Here is a 14,824-nt window from a genome sequence, read left to right as displayed (position 1 = left end):
GCGCACGACCTGGTTGCGAATTTGCCAGGAGCTTCCTCGCCTCGGCTCGTCGGCATAAAATGCGGCGCCGGCCGCAAAGGAAAGTCAAAAGACCTCACCTACCGGAACGCGTCGGGAGGAACTGCTGTCGGCCGCAGCCTAACTTGGCATTGAAGAATTCAGGCCGGGAAACCCCCCATGACCGCAGAGCGCGTCACGCTCAAAACAATGACAACCGAGCATTTGAACGATGCTGTCGAATTGTCCCGCCAGGTCGGATGGCCGCACCGTCGTGAAGACTGGGAACTGATGCAATCGCTCAGCCAAGGCGTGGTTGTCCAGGAGGAAGGATGCGTGGTGGGGACGATCTTGATGACGCCCTATGGCCACGATGCCGCTACCGTCAACATGGTCATCGTCGATGCCGCAATGCGCGGTCGCGGGCTCGGGCGCAGGCTGATGGAGGAGGCGCTTGCCAAGGCAGGCGAGCGCACCTGCTATTTGGTGGCGACTCAGGAAGGGCTTCCGCTCTACGAGAAGCTGGGATTTGTCGCGACCGGCAAGATAGTGCAGCACCAAGGCCTGGCGCCGCCTGTAGACGCGCCGGAACATGTGTCATGGAGCGAGGACGGCGACCAGGCGCGCCTTGTCGCTCTGGATCGGGCGGCGTTTGGTCATGACCGGTCGGCGCTCATGCGCTCGTTGCGCGAGCGCGCGAAGTTCGCCGTCGTTCGCGATCAAGGCGATGTTCAGGCGTTTGCGGCAATTCGTCGGTTTGGCCGCGGGCTGGTCATTGGGCCGGTGGTGGCGAGGAACCTTTACGAAGCGAGATGCGTGATCGATTTCCTGCTGGCCGACTGTCCGGGCGAGTTTGTCCGCATCGACACGGACGAATCCACAGACCTCGGCGAATGGTTTACCCGGCGCCGACTGGCTCGCGTCGGCGATGGCATAACGATGCGACGAACCGCAGGCGAGCCGAAGGACGAAACCACACCACACCGGACTTATGCGCTCGTCAGTCAGGCGCTACGCTGAAATCGGAGGAAGAAATGCTTGCAAACTCCCTGATCGAACTCGATCGCGCACATCTGGTTCACCCGTTTTCATGCTATCGGAGCCACGAAGAGACGGGCGTGCGGGTGCTCAAATCCGCCAAGGGCGCGACGGTGACCGAGGCAAGCGGGAAAACCTTGCTGGACGGATTCGCGGGTCTATGGTGTGTAAACATCGGATACGGGCAGGAAAGTGTTGTCGAGGCAGCGGCCAAGCAGCTAAGAGAGCTCCCTTATGCGACGGGATATTTCGGGCTGGGGTCGGAGCCGGCCATTCGTCTTGCCGCCCGGCTTGCCGAACTGGCGCCTGGCGATCTGAACCATGTCTATTTCACGCTGGGCGGTTCCGACGCGATAGACAGCACGATCCGTTTCATTCGCTATTATTACCACGCCAAGGGTACGCCGCGAAAAGACCAGTTCATCTCGGTCGAGTATGGCTACCATGGATCCTCGACGGTAGGGGCAGGTCTGACCGCGCTGCCGGCTTTCCATGCGGGCTTTGGCGTGCCTTACGACTGGCAGCACAAGATCCCCTCGCACTACGCCTATCGCAATCCGGTCGGTGCCAACCCGCAGGCGATCATCGATGCATCGGTCGCGGCGCTGCGCGCCAAAATCGCTGAACTGGGCGCCGATCGCGTCGCGGCCTTCTACGCTGAACCTATCCAGGGTTCGGGTGGTGTCCTGGTTCCACCAGCAGGCTGGCTAAAGGCCCTGCACGCCGTGTGCAAAGAACACGACGTTCTGTTCGTTGCCGACGAAGTCATCACTGCGTTTGGCCGCACGGGCCCCCTTTTCGCTTGTGAGGAGGACGAGGTCGTGCCGGATCTGATGACCACCGCGAAAGGACTGACGTCGGGCTACGTGCCGATGGGCGCCGTCTTCATGACCGACCATGTGTATAATACGATCGCGGACGGAGCCGGCAAAGCGGCTGTCGGCCACGGCTATACCTACTCAGCCCATCCGGTGAGCGCGGCAGTCGGGCTCGAATGCCTGCGTCTCTATGAAGATGGCTTGCTCGAGAAGGGGCGCAAGGCCGGGAATCGCCTGATGGACGGCCTCCGCTCGCTCGCCGATCACCCGCTGGTTGGCGATATTCGCGGTCGCGGCATGCTGGCCGCAATCGAGCTTGTCACGGACAAGGAGCGCAAAACACCACTGCCGGCGGCCGCCGATCCGGGGCGCCGCATCTTCGACCGCGCGTGGGAGAACGGCCTTGTCATTCGCGCCTTCAACAGCGGTATTCTCGGCTTTGCGCCGCCGCTCTGCTGCACGGACGACGATATCGATGGTATCCTCGAACGCACGCGAATGACGCTGGATCAAACGCTCGAAGACAAGGACGTGCGGGCAGCGATGAAGGGTTGACCGATGCCATCGCCGAAGCGAACTTGGCAATTTCAGCTATGTGGAACGTCCTCACGTTGCACAAACGTGGCGGAACAGTGTATGGCTCTCAGGACCGCGGAGCGCGCCTTTTCATCTGTCGAAAATGATGTCGAGAGGCAAATGGGATTTTACGATCGGTGACTTCAGCACGACGAAGCTGAAATATTTGTCGATCCCGATATCCATTTCGAGCATGCGCTCCATGATCGTCTGATACTCGCTTACGCCCGCCGTGACGAACTTCACAAGGTAATCGTATCCGCCCGAAATCAGATGGCATTCGATAACAGAATCGACTTTCTGAATGGCGGTGAGAAATCTCGCGAAGTCATACGGTTGATGGTGCTTGAGCGTAACCTCGGTGAAGATCGTTAGAGTCTGTCCGAGCTTGGACACGTCGATCTGGGCGGAATAGCCGGTAATGAAGCCTTCCGCCTGAAGCTTTTTCACTCGCATCAGGCAAGGACTCGGCGAAAGGTTGACCAGGTCGGCAAGCTCGACGTTGGTGACGCGCCCGTTCTTTTGCAGTTGGGATAAGATCTTGATGTCGATCTTGTCGAGCTTCATCGCAAACCTGTCACACCTTTGAACCGCGGACCGTCCGGCAGACGGCGTCCGTCACTTCCTACGTGGTCGCTGTCCCAACAACGTCCGGCGTCAGCACGCCTTCACTCGTCACCGCTTCTACAGCGCTCATCAACCGGAAGGCGGCTGCGCCTTCGCCCAGATGTTCGAGCATCTGGGCAGCGGTCCAGAAGGTGGCGACGGGGTTGGCAATGCCCTTGCCGGCGATGTCGAAAGCCGATCCGTGGATTGGCTCGAACGTCGAGGGATAGCGCCGCTCGGGATCAATGTTGGCGGTCGGTGCAACGCCGAGACTGCCCGCGAGCGCGCCTGCAAGGTCCGACAAAATGTCGGCGTGAAGATTGGTGGCGACGATCGTATCGAGGCTGCGAGGTTTGAGCGTCATACGCACCGTCATAGCATCAACCAGCATCTTGTCCCACGCGACGTCAGGGAACTCTTGCGCCACCTCGGCTGCGATTTCATCCCACATTACCATGCCGTGACGCTGCGCGTTGGACTTCGTAACAACAGTCAGGAGCTTTCGCGGCCGTGACCGCGCCAGCCGGAATGCATAGCGCATGATGCGGGTGACGCCGACGCGCGTGAAGATGGTGACTTCGGTTCCCACCTCCTCGGGAAGCCCGCGATGGGCGCGGCCGCCGTGGCCCGAATACTCGCCCTCCGAATTCTCCCGCACGATCACCCAATCCACATCACCAGGGCCGACGCCCGACAGCGGCGAAGCGATGCCAGGCAGTATCCTGGTCGGCCGCACGTTCGCGTACTGGTCAAAGCCTTGGCAGATCGGCAGCCGGAGGCCCCAGAGCGTGATGTCGTCGGGCAGATCGGGGACGCCTACCGCGCCAAAGAAGATGGCGTCGAAGCGCTTGAGTTGCGTCATGCCATGTTCGGGCATCATCCGGCCATTGGCCTTATAGTAGTCCGAGCCCCAGTCGAAGTGCTGGACGCGCAGCTTGAAGTCGCCGCAGCGCTGCTGCTGCGCCTCAAGCGCCTGGAGGCCGGCGGCGATCACCTTTGGGCCGATCCCGTCGGCAGGAATGGCGGCAATCTCATATTCGCGCATCGTCACTTCCCTGTTTTGAGCACTCGCGGCCTCAATCTCGCGTGCGCCGGTTGTACCTTGGCAAGCTGATCTCCTTAGAATTCAGCGACCTTGCCCCACGCAGCGCTCTTCAGGCGTTCGGGCCTATAAGGACGCGGATCGACAATAGGCTCGCTGCCTGAAATTATGTCGGCGATCATATGCCCTGCGCCGGGGCCAATCCCGAAGCCGTGACCACTGAACCCCGCTGCCAGGATGAAACCCGGAATCCCCTCCACTTCGCCGACTGCGGGAATGCCGTCGGGTGTACTGTCGATATAACCCGCCCAGACATCGGAGATCGCGACGCGCTGGAGTTCGGGGATCAATTCGCAGGCTCTTCGATATGTCAGCCGAATCTGTCCCATGTCAGGCTTCGGGTCGAGAATCCGGTTCCGTTCCATTGGCGTAATATCGTCAAGGCCCCATTTGCGCAGGCTTTCATGGCCCTGACGCCAGCCCTCGAAGGCGCCCGGAGCGAGATTGCGCCAGCGGCGTGCGAACATCGGTATAAACTCGCGGCTGAACCTGAACTGCTGTGGCGTTGGATCGACGCGAGCCCGCCCGCTGATCGCCAGCGTGTATCCACCGTTGCTGCGCTGCGTCAGCGAGACGCTCGCGGTATGCAGGGTATCAGGCAGGCCAGTTGCGCCTGGCGCCACGGCTAGAATGGATTGACGCACGGCAGCTTGCGGAAAGCGCATACCAAGCTGGTTGCAGAAGGAGGAAGCCCAGGCGCCTCCGGCCATGACCACGGTCTTCGCACGGATGGTTCCCGCTTCCGTCACGATGCCGCTGACCCTGCCGGCGCTCAACTCCAGTCCACGCGCTGCGCAATGCTGATTCACCGTGCCGCCCGCCGCCATGATTCCGCGCGCGGCAACCGGCACCGCCTTGGAGGGATCCGCCGTTCCGTCAGTCGGTGAGAAAACGCCGCCCTTCCATTCGCGTCCGGTCGCCTTGCCCCGCTCGGTGGCTTCCTCCGCGCACAGAACATGCGTCGTAACGCCTACCGTCCTGGCGAAGTCACGCCATTTCGCCCAGCCCGCCAGCTCATGTTCGTCCTGTGAGAGATAGAGGAGCCCGCAACGGCGAAATCCAGTATCCTCGCCAGTCTCCTGTGCCACCTTCTCCCAGAGATCGAGACTCTTGGTCGCCATCGGCAGCTCGCGCGCATCGCGGTTCTGCTGGCGGCACCAGCCCCAGTTTCGGCTGGACTGCTCCGCCGCCACGCGCCCTTTCTCGACCAGGGCGACGCTGACGCCGCGGCGTGCGAGATAATACGCCGTGAACACGCCCACCACGCCGCCCCCGATGACGACGACCTCCGCCTCGCGAGGCAGTGATGGACTGGCTTCGATATGCATGAGTGGTGCAGGCATGGGCGGGAAACCTGTGTTTGACACAGCCTAGTGCATGGACTTCAGCCATAACCCGCGAAATTCGTAGGCGGGCGAAATATCCTGCCGTTTGAGCCGTGGGGGACGGACAATTGTTGCGGCTCGAGACCGGTTGCGTCCTCACCACCGGAACCGGGCATATCCTCACCTGTTCGGATCGGCCCGGGATGACCATGAGCGTGACGCTGCAATGAGTTTGCTCCTGCTGTCACGATACTCTGGCACCATTGGCGGAGCGATGGTCGCCCCGGTTTCGAGGGATTCGGCCGTGGCAGCAGCCACGGCTCCTTGCCATGGTAGGCACATACTGTCGTCGCAAGGATGCACTTGCCTGATCTGTCCCGTGGCGCTGGAACAGGCGCAGAGTGAAATGCCAAATTTGGCCTCCTTTGCAGAAGTTCGTGCTGCCTGCGTGCCGAATTTCAACGACTCTGCCGGCCAGAATGGGTCACACTCATTGTCGATTAAGGTCCGTTACTCCCCGGACATCCGCCACACAGTGCCACGATGGCAGGGAGGTTTGTAAGTGAGCCGGAGAGTTCACGATAGGGAACAGTTTGACCGATTGATCGCCCCGGGCGGAGATCGACAACGCAATCCGCAGCGGGCTGAAGAGCGCGGCTGAAAAGGGAGAGGTCTCGATGATCGCCAGCATCCAAGCTGTAGCTCCTCATGAAGTGGCGCTCTCGGTGCGCGATCTGACCGTAAGTCTGCCGGCCGGCATGGAGCGGGTCCATGCGGTCGAGAATATCTCGTTTGATCTGAAACGCGGCCAGATCCTTTGCATCATAGGCGAGTCCGGATCGGGCAAGTCGGTCACGGCAAACGCGATCATGGGCCTTCTGCCAAAGGTGATCCGCGTCTCAACGGGTGCGATCCAGCTGGAGGGGATGAACATCATCGGCATGTCTCCCGACAAGCTGCGCAACCTGCGGGGACGGGTCGTGTCGATGATTTTTCAGGACCCGCTCTCCGCGCTCAACCCCTTGATGACGGTGGGTGCGCAGATTGACGAGGTCATGGCCGCGCATGGATACGGCACGCCAAAAACCTGCCGCAGCCGCGCCATCGAGCTGCTCACCGAAGTGGGCCTGCCAGATCCCGAACTCATGTATCACCAGTATCCTTTCCGGCTTTCTGGCGGGCAGCGGCAGCGCGTCATGATCGCCATGGCCCTGGCGCTCGAGCCGACGGTGCTGATCGCCGATGAACCGACCACCGCGCTCGACGTAACCACCCAGGCACAGATCCTGGAACTTATCCGAGACATTCAACGCCGCAAGGGCATGAGCGTGATGTTCATCACCCACGATTTCGGCGTGGTGGCCGAGATCGCCGACAGTGTCGTGGTGATGGAAAAGGGTCACATTGTCGAGCAGGGCAGCGCCGAGCAGGTCTTGAAGGCGCCCAAGCATCCTTACACCCAGCGCCTGATCGCGGCCGTACCGCATCTGATCGGCGAGGATCGCCCTCGTGCGGAGCCTGGCAGCAAGGAGCCAATCCTGAAGGTCGAGGGTCTGGTGAAGACCTATCGTGGCGGCGGTGCGTTGTTCGGCGCGCAGCGAATTGTGAAAGCTGTGAACGAGGTTTCGTTCGAACTGGCGCCTGGCCGGACGCTGGGGGTCGTGGGCGAGAGCGGTTCAGGAAAATCCTCGCTGGGCCGGCTTCTGATCAAATTGCTGGACAGCGACGGCGGCGAGATTTTGTTCGAGGGGTCCGACATAGCAAAGCTTTCCGAAGCGAAGTTCCGCCCGCTAAGACCGCGGATCCAGATGATCTTCCAAGATCCCTTCGCGTCCCTGAACCCACGCTCAACGGTCGGCCACATCATCACGGTTGGCCCCGTGGCACACGGGATGCCTTATACGCAAGCGCGCGAAGAAGCGCGGGTGCTTCTGGCCCATGTCGGTCTCGATGCTGGCGCCTTCGACCGCTATCCGCACGAGTTTTCGGGTGGGCAACGCCAGCGCATAGGCATCGCTCGGGCTTTGATGTTTAAGCCGAGGCTTTTGATTGCTGACGAGGCGGTCTCCGCGCTCGACGTCTCGATCCAGGCGCAGATCCTGCAGCTCCTGGACCAGATCCAGCGCGAGACCGGCGTGTCGATGGTCTTCATCACGCACGACCTGCGCGTGGCCAGCCAGATCTGTGACGAAATCGCCGTGATGCAGAAGGGCCGGATCGTCGAGCGCGGACCGCCCTCGCAGATATTCTTGAACCCGCAGGCGGCCTACACGCGCCAACTGGTAGCGGCAATCCCAGGGGAGCGGCCGGGCAATGCCCGTCCCGTTGCAGCAAACGCATGAGAATAACAAGAGAGGAACTATCATGACCAAAAATTCAACGACTACTTCCAACTACTCGAGACGCCAGGCGCTGCGACTGATGGCCATAGGTGGAGCCGCGGGCATAATCGCGCCCAATCTGCTGGGCAAGCCCGCTTTCGCCAAGACTCCTGCCGCGGGTCCGTCCGGTCGCGTCGTCGTCGGTCTTTCACAAGAACCAACGGTCTTCAATCCGTTGATGGCGCACATCGAAGTCGATGACGCGGTCCATTTCTCGGTTTTCGATGCGTTGGTCAGGATGGACGCTAAAGGCGTCCTCCAGCCGAATCTCGCAGCCGAGGTGCCAAGCCAGAAAAATGGCGGCATTTCGGAAGACGGCCTCAACTGGCGCATCCGGTTGCGTGACAATGTCCGCTGGCACGACGGTGAACCCTTCACAGCCGAGGACGTGAAGTACACCCTTGAGCTCATCACAAACCCGAAGTTTCGCGCCTGGCGTACAAGCGGCCATTCGCTCGTACAGGACATTAAGGTGGTTTCGCCCACCGAGATCACATGGCGGATGAAGGAGGTTTTCGCGCCCTATCTGTCGTTCCTGGCCGAGACTTTCATCGTGCCCAAGCACATGCTGGAAAAAGAGGCCGATCCGAATACTGGCGCGTTCAACCAGGCGCCGGTCGGCACCGGCGCATTCAAATGGAGCCAGCGCGTCGCGGGCGATCATATCGAACTCGTCGCCAATCCCGACTATGCCGGCGAAGGTCCCTATATCGAGCAGCTCATCTTCAAATACATCCCCGACATGACCGTGCTCTACACGCAGTTCAAGAGCGGCGACGTGGACGTGGTCGACCAAGCCTACATCACGGCTGACCACTACACGGAGGCTCATGAACTGCCGGATCGCGTGGTGACGCTGGAGACAGGGTCGGCGCTCGAGTCCATCTATCTCAATCTTGAGCGTCCGCAGTTCAAGGAACTGGCGGTGCGCCAGGCGCTCTATGCCGCTCTGGACAGGAAGGCGGTCGTCGACACGATCTACTACGGCGTGGGTACACTCACCGAGAGTTTCATGCCTAAGGAGTCCTACTACTACAATCCGAACCTGCCCGCGCAGGAGTTTAACCTGGACCGGGCGCGCCAAATCCTTGATGAGGCCGGCTGGGCGCCGGGTTCAGATGGAATTCGCGCAAAAAATGGGGTGCGACTGTCCTTCTCCAATTCGACGACGTCAGGCAACAACCTTCGTGAGCAAACACAGCAATTCCTGCAGCAGACATTTGCCGAGATCGGCGTCGAGATGGTCATCTCGAATTTACCTCCAGCCGTCATGTGGGGCGAGTTCTGGCTGAAGTCGCAATTCGACACCGCCATGGTAGGAGTCACCTATCTGATTGCCGCGGACCCCGACGCCACAAACCGCCTCCATACGAAGGCAATCGCTGCCCAAGGCGGACACGGTTCGAACACCGGGCAATACTCCAACCCTGAGGTCGATGCTTTGCTCGAAAAGGGTGCTCGCAGCTTCGATCCGGAAGAGCGGCGCGGGATCTATAATCGCGTGCAGGAATTGGTGCGCCAGGACCTGCCCTTCCTGCCGCTGTTCGCGTACACAAACGTCCTTGGGCGCAAGAAGGGACTGGATGGTTTCGAGCCCAACGCCAACACGCGCACTGCGTCGTGGCATGCCGCAGCCTGGCAGTGGAAGGCCTAATCACGCAGTTGCCGCGGCCCAATTTCACTGGTGCGGCGGCAACAACTGAAATCGTCAACCTACAACGGAGGATTCAGAATGCGCGGCTTCCTGCTCAATCGCCTCTCGCAGAGCCTGGTGCTGCTTGTGATCGTTTCGATCATCGGCTTCGGCATTCTGAACCTCCTTCCCGGCGGCCCGCTGGCGCAATTCGGACTCGATCCCGGAATGACCCAGCAGGATATCGAGCGCCTTAAGGGGCTGCTGGGCCTCGATCGGCCTATATGGATCCAATATCTGGACTGGGCTTGGCGGCTGGTGCAGGGCGACTGGGGTCACTCCTTCCGTGACGGAGCGCCGGTATTGCAGATCATTGGCAGCCATCTCTTTGCCACACTGCTGCTGATGGGATCCTCAACCGCGATTGCGATCTCTCTTGGCGCCTGGATTGGAATCCGCGGCGCCACGCGCCGCTACTCGCTGTTCGACTATCTCGCAACTGTCGGTGCTATGGTTGCATTGTCGGTCCCTACCTTCTGGTTCGGCCTCGTCGGCATCTACATCTTTACCCTGAAGTTGGGCTGGCTGCCGGCGGGCAATATGTCCGAGATCGGCGATAGCTCGGTCCTGGGCTATCTCCACCATCTGATCCTGCCAAGCATCGTTCTGTCGCTGGTCCATGTCGCGATCTGGAGCCGCTATATGCGGACGGCGACCCTCGACGCCATCAGCCAGGACTTCGTCAAGACGGCTCGGGCCAAGGGGTTGAGTGAACGCCGGATTCTGATGAAGCATGTCGTCGGCAACGCGCTTTTGCCGATGATTACCTTGGCCGGAATGCAGCTTCCCAGCGTTCTCACTGGCGCGCTGGTGACCGAAACTGTCTTTACCTGGCCAGGAATGGGACGGTTGTTTCTTGATAGCCTTGGTTACAGCGACTATCCGGTTGTGATGGGGCTTTTGATGTTCTCGGCTATCCTCGTTCTGCTTGGAAACCTGATCGCCGACATTGTCGTCGCTATCGTCGATCCGCGCATTCGTCTGGCTTGAGCGCGCAACTTCCCCCGACAGGAGACAGCCGACATGACCGCTCTCACCGCAAATGCAGCTCCAAGCCGCTGGACAAACAACCGCGCGGCGCTTCGTTTCATGCGACATCGCCTGGCGCTGCTCGGCTTGGCGATGATCGTCTTCCTGACCCTTGCTTGCGTCCTCGGCCCCCATCTCTTGCCGTATGACTCACTGTATATCGATCTGCGGGCTCGCTTTGCTCCTCCGCTTACGGGTCACCACTTTCTAGGCACAGATCCGCTCGGCCGCGACCTGGCGGCAAGGCTCTTGATGGCAGGACGTATCTCGCTGCTGGTGGGCTTCTTCGCCATGCTGTTGTCGACGCTGATTGGCACGCTCGTTGGGGTAATTGCTGGATACCGCGGCGGCTGGATCGGGGCGACGCTGATGCGCACGGTCGACGCCTTTCTGGCCTTCCCGTCTATCTTTCTTGTGCTGGCACTTGCCGCAGCGCTGAAACCCAGCCCGATAATGATTACCGTCGTCATCGCTGCGACCAGCTGGATGGAAGTAGCCCGAATTGTGGAGGCCGAGGTCCGCTCGCTCCGCGAGCGCGAATTCGTCCAGGCTGGGCGAATGCTGGGGCTGAGCGGCACGCATATCATGTTTCGGGAGATACTTCCCAACGCCATCGGTCCAATTATCGTTGCTTCGACCTTGACGGTCGCGCGCGCCATTCTCATGGAAGCCTACATCAGCTTCCTCGGCTACGGCATTCAGCCGCCACTGCCAAGCTGGGGCAACATGCTCAATGGCGCCCAGCAATATCTGGGCAGCGCACCATGGCTGGCAATCATTCCCGGAGCGGCAATCACCATCGCGGTAACCAGCTTCAATTTCATTGGCGACGGACTGCGTGACGCGCTGGACGTCCGGGATGACCATATTTGAAGTGCCGCGAGCGATCGCTTTCTTAATCCCTGGAACATCAAGAGAAGTCAGCAACGTGCACGAGCCCAGAATCGAAAAGAACACGCCATACTGGTGGGAAGCGGCGCCCGTCATGCCGCTGCCGCCGCAGCGCGTGGCAAAGACACTTGACGTGGCAATTGTCGGCGCCGGTTATGCCGGGCTTTCGGCCGGGCTTGTGCTGGCGCGCGAGGGACGCTCGGTCGCCGCTTTTGATGCGATGAATCCGGGCGAGGGTGCTTCCACGCGCAATGGCGGGATTACGAGCGGAAGCATCCGGCCGGACTACGCCACGATCACCAAGCGCTTCGGTGAAGAGAAAGCCATGGCGATCGAGGCCGAGGGCAAGGTTGCGCGCGAATTCCTCTACGACTTCATCAAGACCGAAGGGCTCGACTGCGACTTCCGACTGGTTGGCCAGTTCAAAGGCGCTTTCGGATACGGACAGTACGAGAAGATGGCACGCAGCGCCGAGACTCTGGCAAAGAAACTGGGGATCGAGTCCTACGCCGTTCCGCATGCCGAGCAGCGAGACTATATCGGCACCGATTTCTACCGCGGCGGAACCGTTCGGATGGACGTTGGCGGCCTGCACCCCGCAAAACTCCATGCTGAACTCCTGCGGGTGGCGCTCGCATCCGGGTTGCCAGTCCATTCGCATACAGCGGTCAAAGCGATCGAGAGGAATGGTTCGGGGTTCCGCGTCGTGACTTCGGCAGGGACCGTGGATGCACGGCAGGTTCTGGTCTGTACCAATGGATACACCGACGGCGCCGCCCCCTTTCTGCGCCGCCGCCTGGTTCCGGTCCGCAGTCGGATCATCGTGACAGAGGAACTCGCGCCCGATGTCATGGCCCGCCTGATGCCGAAGCTAATGACGATCACCGAGAACCGGCAACTTGGTTTCTATTATCGTCCCTCGCCTGACGGAAAGCGCATTCTGCTGGGAGGGCGCGACAGTTCTCGCGTCGGCGATCCGATTGCCCCGAAACTTTTCCTACGCAAGGGCCTGGTGAACCTTTTCCCGGAGCTGGAAAACGTGCGCCTTTCGCATTGCTGGTTCGGCAACGTCGCGATGAACCGCGACATGCTGCCCCGCATCTTCGAGAAGGACGGTGTGGTCTATGCCACCGGCTTCTGCGGTTCGGGCGTGGTCTGGGCACCATGGGTCGGTATGCGTGCGGCCCACAAGCTTATGGGGCATGGCGAGCAGTCGCGCACGGCGTTCGACTTTCGACCGCCTTCCGCCATTCCGCTCTATCGCGGCAATCCATGGTTCATGCCGGCGATTATCCAGGGCTATCGGTTGCAGGACCGTATCGCCTTCTGGCGCGCCAGCCGCTGACGGCCAAAGGTGACGGCCTTTTTGACCATTCGTCGCTGCGGCCCGGCTGGAGGCACCTCGGCCGTGCCGCAGATCAAGAGGCTATCGCCGACGGCGAACGCTTCTGGGCGCATGCCTTCGAATATGCTGCGCCACGAACGGCATCGAGCATCATACGACTAACGCCAAGCATCATTGGACCAATGGACAGGTCGAAAGGATGTACCGCACGATCAAGGACGCTACGGTTAAACGCTTCTACTACGAGACCCACGATCAGCTCAGGTAACACCTCGCCGACTTCGTTGCCGCCTACCACTTCGCTGCAAGCTCAAGACCCTCAAGCGCGATCCAACGGACTCGCGAGCAGGTTACGCCGCCCTGCGCCGAACTGGAACTCGGTCGGGCTTGAGCAGTTCGTATCGATCAAGGGATCAAAAACCCACACATCTGGCGAAGTCCTAGATGATTTCGGCACATTCTTTCGAGCGCACGATGCGATGAAGGGCTGATCGGAACTATGCTTCCGCATTCTTGGCAGCCGAGGTTGGTTGGAACATGTCGCCCCGAGTCGAACGCATTCACAGCGATGAGCGTCTCCCGGCCGAGGTCGACGTCGTCATAGTCGGCGGCGGCATCCTAGGCTCTACGGCCGCCTATTTCCTGGCGAAGCGTGGCCTCTCTGTGGCTCTGCTCGAGAAGGGGCACGTCGCCTGTGAACAATCGAGCCGAAACTGGGGTTGGTGCCGTCAGCAGAACCGCGATCGGCGCGAACTGCCGCTCTCGGTGATCTCCATGCGACTGTGGGACGAGCTGACGCGCGATATCAATCGGGACCTTGGATTTCGACGCTGCGGTCTCGTCTTTGCGACTCACGACGAGGCTGTGCTCGCCGGCTGGGAAAGGTGGCGCGAGGTCGCCAGGGAGTACGAGGTCGACACCCGCATGCTGAGCCGGGCGGAGGTGGCCGAGCGCGTCCCCGAAGCGCGCGACAAATGGATCGGCGGGACCTATTCGGAACGGGATGGTAAGGCCGAACCTGCGCTCGCTGCGCCGGCTATCGCCGATGGGGCCAGAGCTCTGGGCGCCACCATCCACCAGGAATGCGCCGCGCGGGCGCTCGACTTGGCCAATGGCAAGATTGCGGGCGTGCACACGGAGAAGGGCTACATCAGAACCAGCGCGGTGCTGTGCGCCGCTGGCGCCTGGTCCTCGCGCTTCCTTAGGCCGCTCGGGATCAGTTTCCCCCAAGCGAGCATCCGGCAGACCGCGCTGCGTTCCACCCCGACAATCAACATAGGCGAGGCAATCTCCACACCCTACTGCACGATCACGCGCCGACTGGACGGCAGCTATACGCTTGCGATCAGCGGCAAGGCGAACCTCGAAATCACGCCCCAGGCTATCCGGTATAGCCGGGAATTCATGCTGCAATTCTTGCGTCGCCTAAAGAACGTCAGGCTCGGCATCGGCCAATCGTTCCTTTGGGGGCCGGATTCAGTGTCGGCGCTGCTGACAAGCGACGATCGGATCTTCGAACAGAATCGGGTGCTGGATCCTCCACCCTTAAAATGGCTGGTAAGCCAAGTGGTGGAGAGTGTTCGGAAGACCTTCCCCCAACTCGGCGATATAGAGATCGATAGTGCCTGGGGCGGCTTCGTCGATTGCACGCCGGACGCAGTGCCTGTGGTATCGCAGGTGGACGGGGTGAAAGGCCTCGTCCTCGCGGCGGGCTGCTCGGGCCACGGCTTCGGTTTGGGCCCGGGGCTTGGTTGTCTGGCCGCCGAGCTTGTCGTAAACGACACGCCTTGCGTCGATCCTACACCGTTCCGCCTGTCGCGTCTGGTCGACGGCTCGAAGCTGGACATCGCCGCTATCTGAAGATCAGCCGGAAGTCAGGCCTGACGCGCACCAACAATCGCCGCTATGGCCTGCAGGACAAGATCGCGTGGTGGCGGGCCTAACGTTGACGGCTGAAGCTGGCGGCCCATTGACCCTGCGGCGCTGCGGCCCGCTGAACGATCGCGTCTACAAGGGGAGCGTC

Annotated in this window: 11 protein-coding genes and 1 pseudogene; 9 read left to right on the top strand and 3 right to left on the bottom strand. The window is 60.9% G+C overall.

From position 1 onward, the window contains the following. Positions 1–177 precede the first annotated feature (177 nt). Both LB551_RS24915 and LB551_RS24910 read left to right on the top strand, forming a co-directional pair. Positions 178–1,017 (top strand): GNAT family N-acetyltransferase, encoded by an 840-nt coding sequence (locus LB551_RS24915; protein WP_140552922.1) that lies wholly within the window; start codon positions 178–180, stop codon positions 1,015–1,017. Positions 1,018–1,031: 14 nt separating this feature from the next. Then, positions 1,032–2,408, top strand: a complete 1,377-nt coding sequence (locus LB551_RS24910; RefSeq protein WP_224628729.1) for an aspartate aminotransferase family protein — start codon at positions 1,032–1,034, stop codon at positions 2,406–2,408. A gap of 111 nt (positions 2,409–2,519) precedes the next feature. On the opposite strand, the gene LB551_RS24905 is transcribed toward LB551_RS24910, so the two are convergent. The 3 genes from LB551_RS24905 to LB551_RS24895 all read right to left on the bottom strand — a co-directional run bounded on the left by LB551_RS24905 (position 2,520) and on the right by LB551_RS24895 (position 5,480). Next, the gene (locus tag LB551_RS24905) at positions 2,520–2,996 is read right to left on the bottom strand and encodes an Lrp/AsnC family transcriptional regulator (RefSeq protein WP_140552924.1); all 477 of its coding nucleotides are present in this window, start codon (positions 2,994–2,996) and stop codon (positions 2,520–2,522) included. A 58-nt stretch (positions 2,997–3,054) separates the two neighbouring features. Beyond that, positions 3,055–4,080, bottom strand: coding sequence for a tartrate dehydrogenase (locus LB551_RS24900; RefSeq protein ID WP_224660753.1), 1,026 nt, complete (start codon positions 4,078–4,080; stop codon positions 3,055–3,057). A 74-nt stretch (positions 4,081–4,154) separates the two neighbouring features. Continuing rightward, positions 4,155–5,480, bottom strand: a complete 1,326-nt coding sequence (locus tag LB551_RS24895) for an NAD(P)/FAD-dependent oxidoreductase (RefSeq protein WP_224628733.1) — start codon at positions 5,478–5,480, stop codon at positions 4,155–4,157. Positions 5,481–6,139: 659 nt separating this feature from the next. Between LB551_RS24895 and LB551_RS24890 the strand changes: the two genes are divergently transcribed. The 7 genes and pseudogenes from LB551_RS24890 to LB551_RS24860 all read left to right on the top strand — a co-directional run bounded on the left by LB551_RS24890 (position 6,140) and on the right by LB551_RS24860 (position 14,661). Next, complete coding sequence (locus tag LB551_RS24890; RefSeq protein ID WP_224660751.1) at positions 6,140–7,804, top strand: ABC transporter ATP-binding protein; 1,665 nt, start codon at positions 6,140–6,142, stop codon at positions 7,802–7,804. A 22-nt stretch (positions 7,805–7,826) separates the two neighbouring features. Next, positions 7,827–9,497, top strand: a complete 1,671-nt coding sequence (locus tag LB551_RS24885; protein ID WP_224660868.1) for a peptide ABC transporter substrate-binding protein — start codon at positions 7,827–7,829, stop codon at positions 9,495–9,497. A 78-nt stretch (positions 9,498–9,575) separates the two neighbouring features. Next, positions 9,576–10,526, top strand: a complete 951-nt coding sequence (locus tag LB551_RS24880; RefSeq protein ID WP_140552926.1) for an ABC transporter permease — start codon at positions 9,576–9,578, stop codon at positions 10,524–10,526. 33 nt (positions 10,527–10,559) lie between these two features. Further along, complete coding sequence (locus LB551_RS24875) at positions 10,560–11,438, top strand: ABC transporter permease (protein WP_140552927.1); 879 nt, start codon at positions 10,560–10,562, stop codon at positions 11,436–11,438. Between the two features lie 112 nt (positions 11,439–11,550). Beyond that, positions 11,551–12,801 carry an NAD(P)/FAD-dependent oxidoreductase gene (locus LB551_RS24870; RefSeq protein ID WP_263496030.1) on the top strand — a complete coding sequence of 417 codons (1,251 nt, stop codon included), beginning with the start codon at positions 11,551–11,553 and terminating at the stop codon, positions 12,799–12,801. 127 nt (positions 12,802–12,928) lie between these two features. Continuing rightward, positions 12,929–13,066, top strand: a pseudogene (locus LB551_RS24865) (IS481 family transposase); the annotation flags it as partial. 272 nt (positions 13,067–13,338) lie between these two features. Next, positions 13,339–14,661, top strand: coding sequence for an NAD(P)/FAD-dependent oxidoreductase (locus LB551_RS24860; RefSeq protein WP_140552929.1), 1,323 nt, complete (start codon positions 13,339–13,341; stop codon positions 14,659–14,661). Positions 14,662–14,824: the final 163 nt, after the last annotated feature.

It is taken from the genome of Mesorhizobium sp. BR1-1-2, assembly GCF_020165435.1.
Taxonomy (GTDB): domain Bacteria; phylum Pseudomonadota; class Alphaproteobacteria; order Rhizobiales; family Rhizobiaceae; genus Mesorhizobium.
This window is presented reverse-complemented; position numbering and strand designations above follow the sequence as displayed.

Excerpts from the sequence above, each read along its gene's own strand:
- LB551_RS24915 (WP_140552922.1), top strand. The coding sequence starts at position 178 with ATGACCGCAGAGCGCGTCACGCTCAAAACAATGACAACCGAGCATTTG.
- LB551_RS24910 (WP_224628729.1), top strand. The coding sequence starts at position 1,032 with ATGCTTGCAAACTCCCTGATCGAACTCGATCGCGCACATCTGGTTCAC.
- LB551_RS24905 (WP_140552924.1), bottom strand. The coding sequence starts at position 2,996 with ATGAAGCTCGACAAGATCGACATCAAGATCTTATCCCAACTGCAAAAG.
- LB551_RS24900 (WP_224660753.1), bottom strand. The coding sequence starts at position 4,080 with ATGCGCGAATATGAGATTGCCGCCATTCCTGCCGACGGGATCGGCCCA.
- LB551_RS24895 (WP_224628733.1), bottom strand. The coding sequence starts at position 5,480 with ATGCCTGCACCACTCATGCATATCGAAGCCAGTCCATCACTGCCTCGC.
- LB551_RS24890 (WP_224660751.1), top strand. The coding sequence starts at position 6,140 with ATGATCGCCAGCATCCAAGCTGTAGCTCCTCATGAAGTGGCGCTCTCG.
- LB551_RS24885 (WP_224660868.1), top strand. The coding sequence starts at position 7,827 with ATGACCAAAAATTCAACGACTACTTCCAACTACTCGAGACGCCAGGCG.
- LB551_RS24880 (WP_140552926.1), top strand. The coding sequence starts at position 9,576 with ATGCGCGGCTTCCTGCTCAATCGCCTCTCGCAGAGCCTGGTGCTGCTT.
- LB551_RS24875 (WP_140552927.1), top strand. The coding sequence starts at position 10,560 with ATGACCGCTCTCACCGCAAATGCAGCTCCAAGCCGCTGGACAAACAAC.
- LB551_RS24870 (WP_263496030.1), top strand. The coding sequence starts at position 11,551 with ATGCCGCTGCCGCCGCAGCGCGTGGCAAAGACACTTGACGTGGCAATT.
- LB551_RS24860 (WP_140552929.1), top strand. The coding sequence starts at position 13,339 with ATGTCGCCCCGAGTCGAACGCATTCACAGCGATGAGCGTCTCCCGGCC.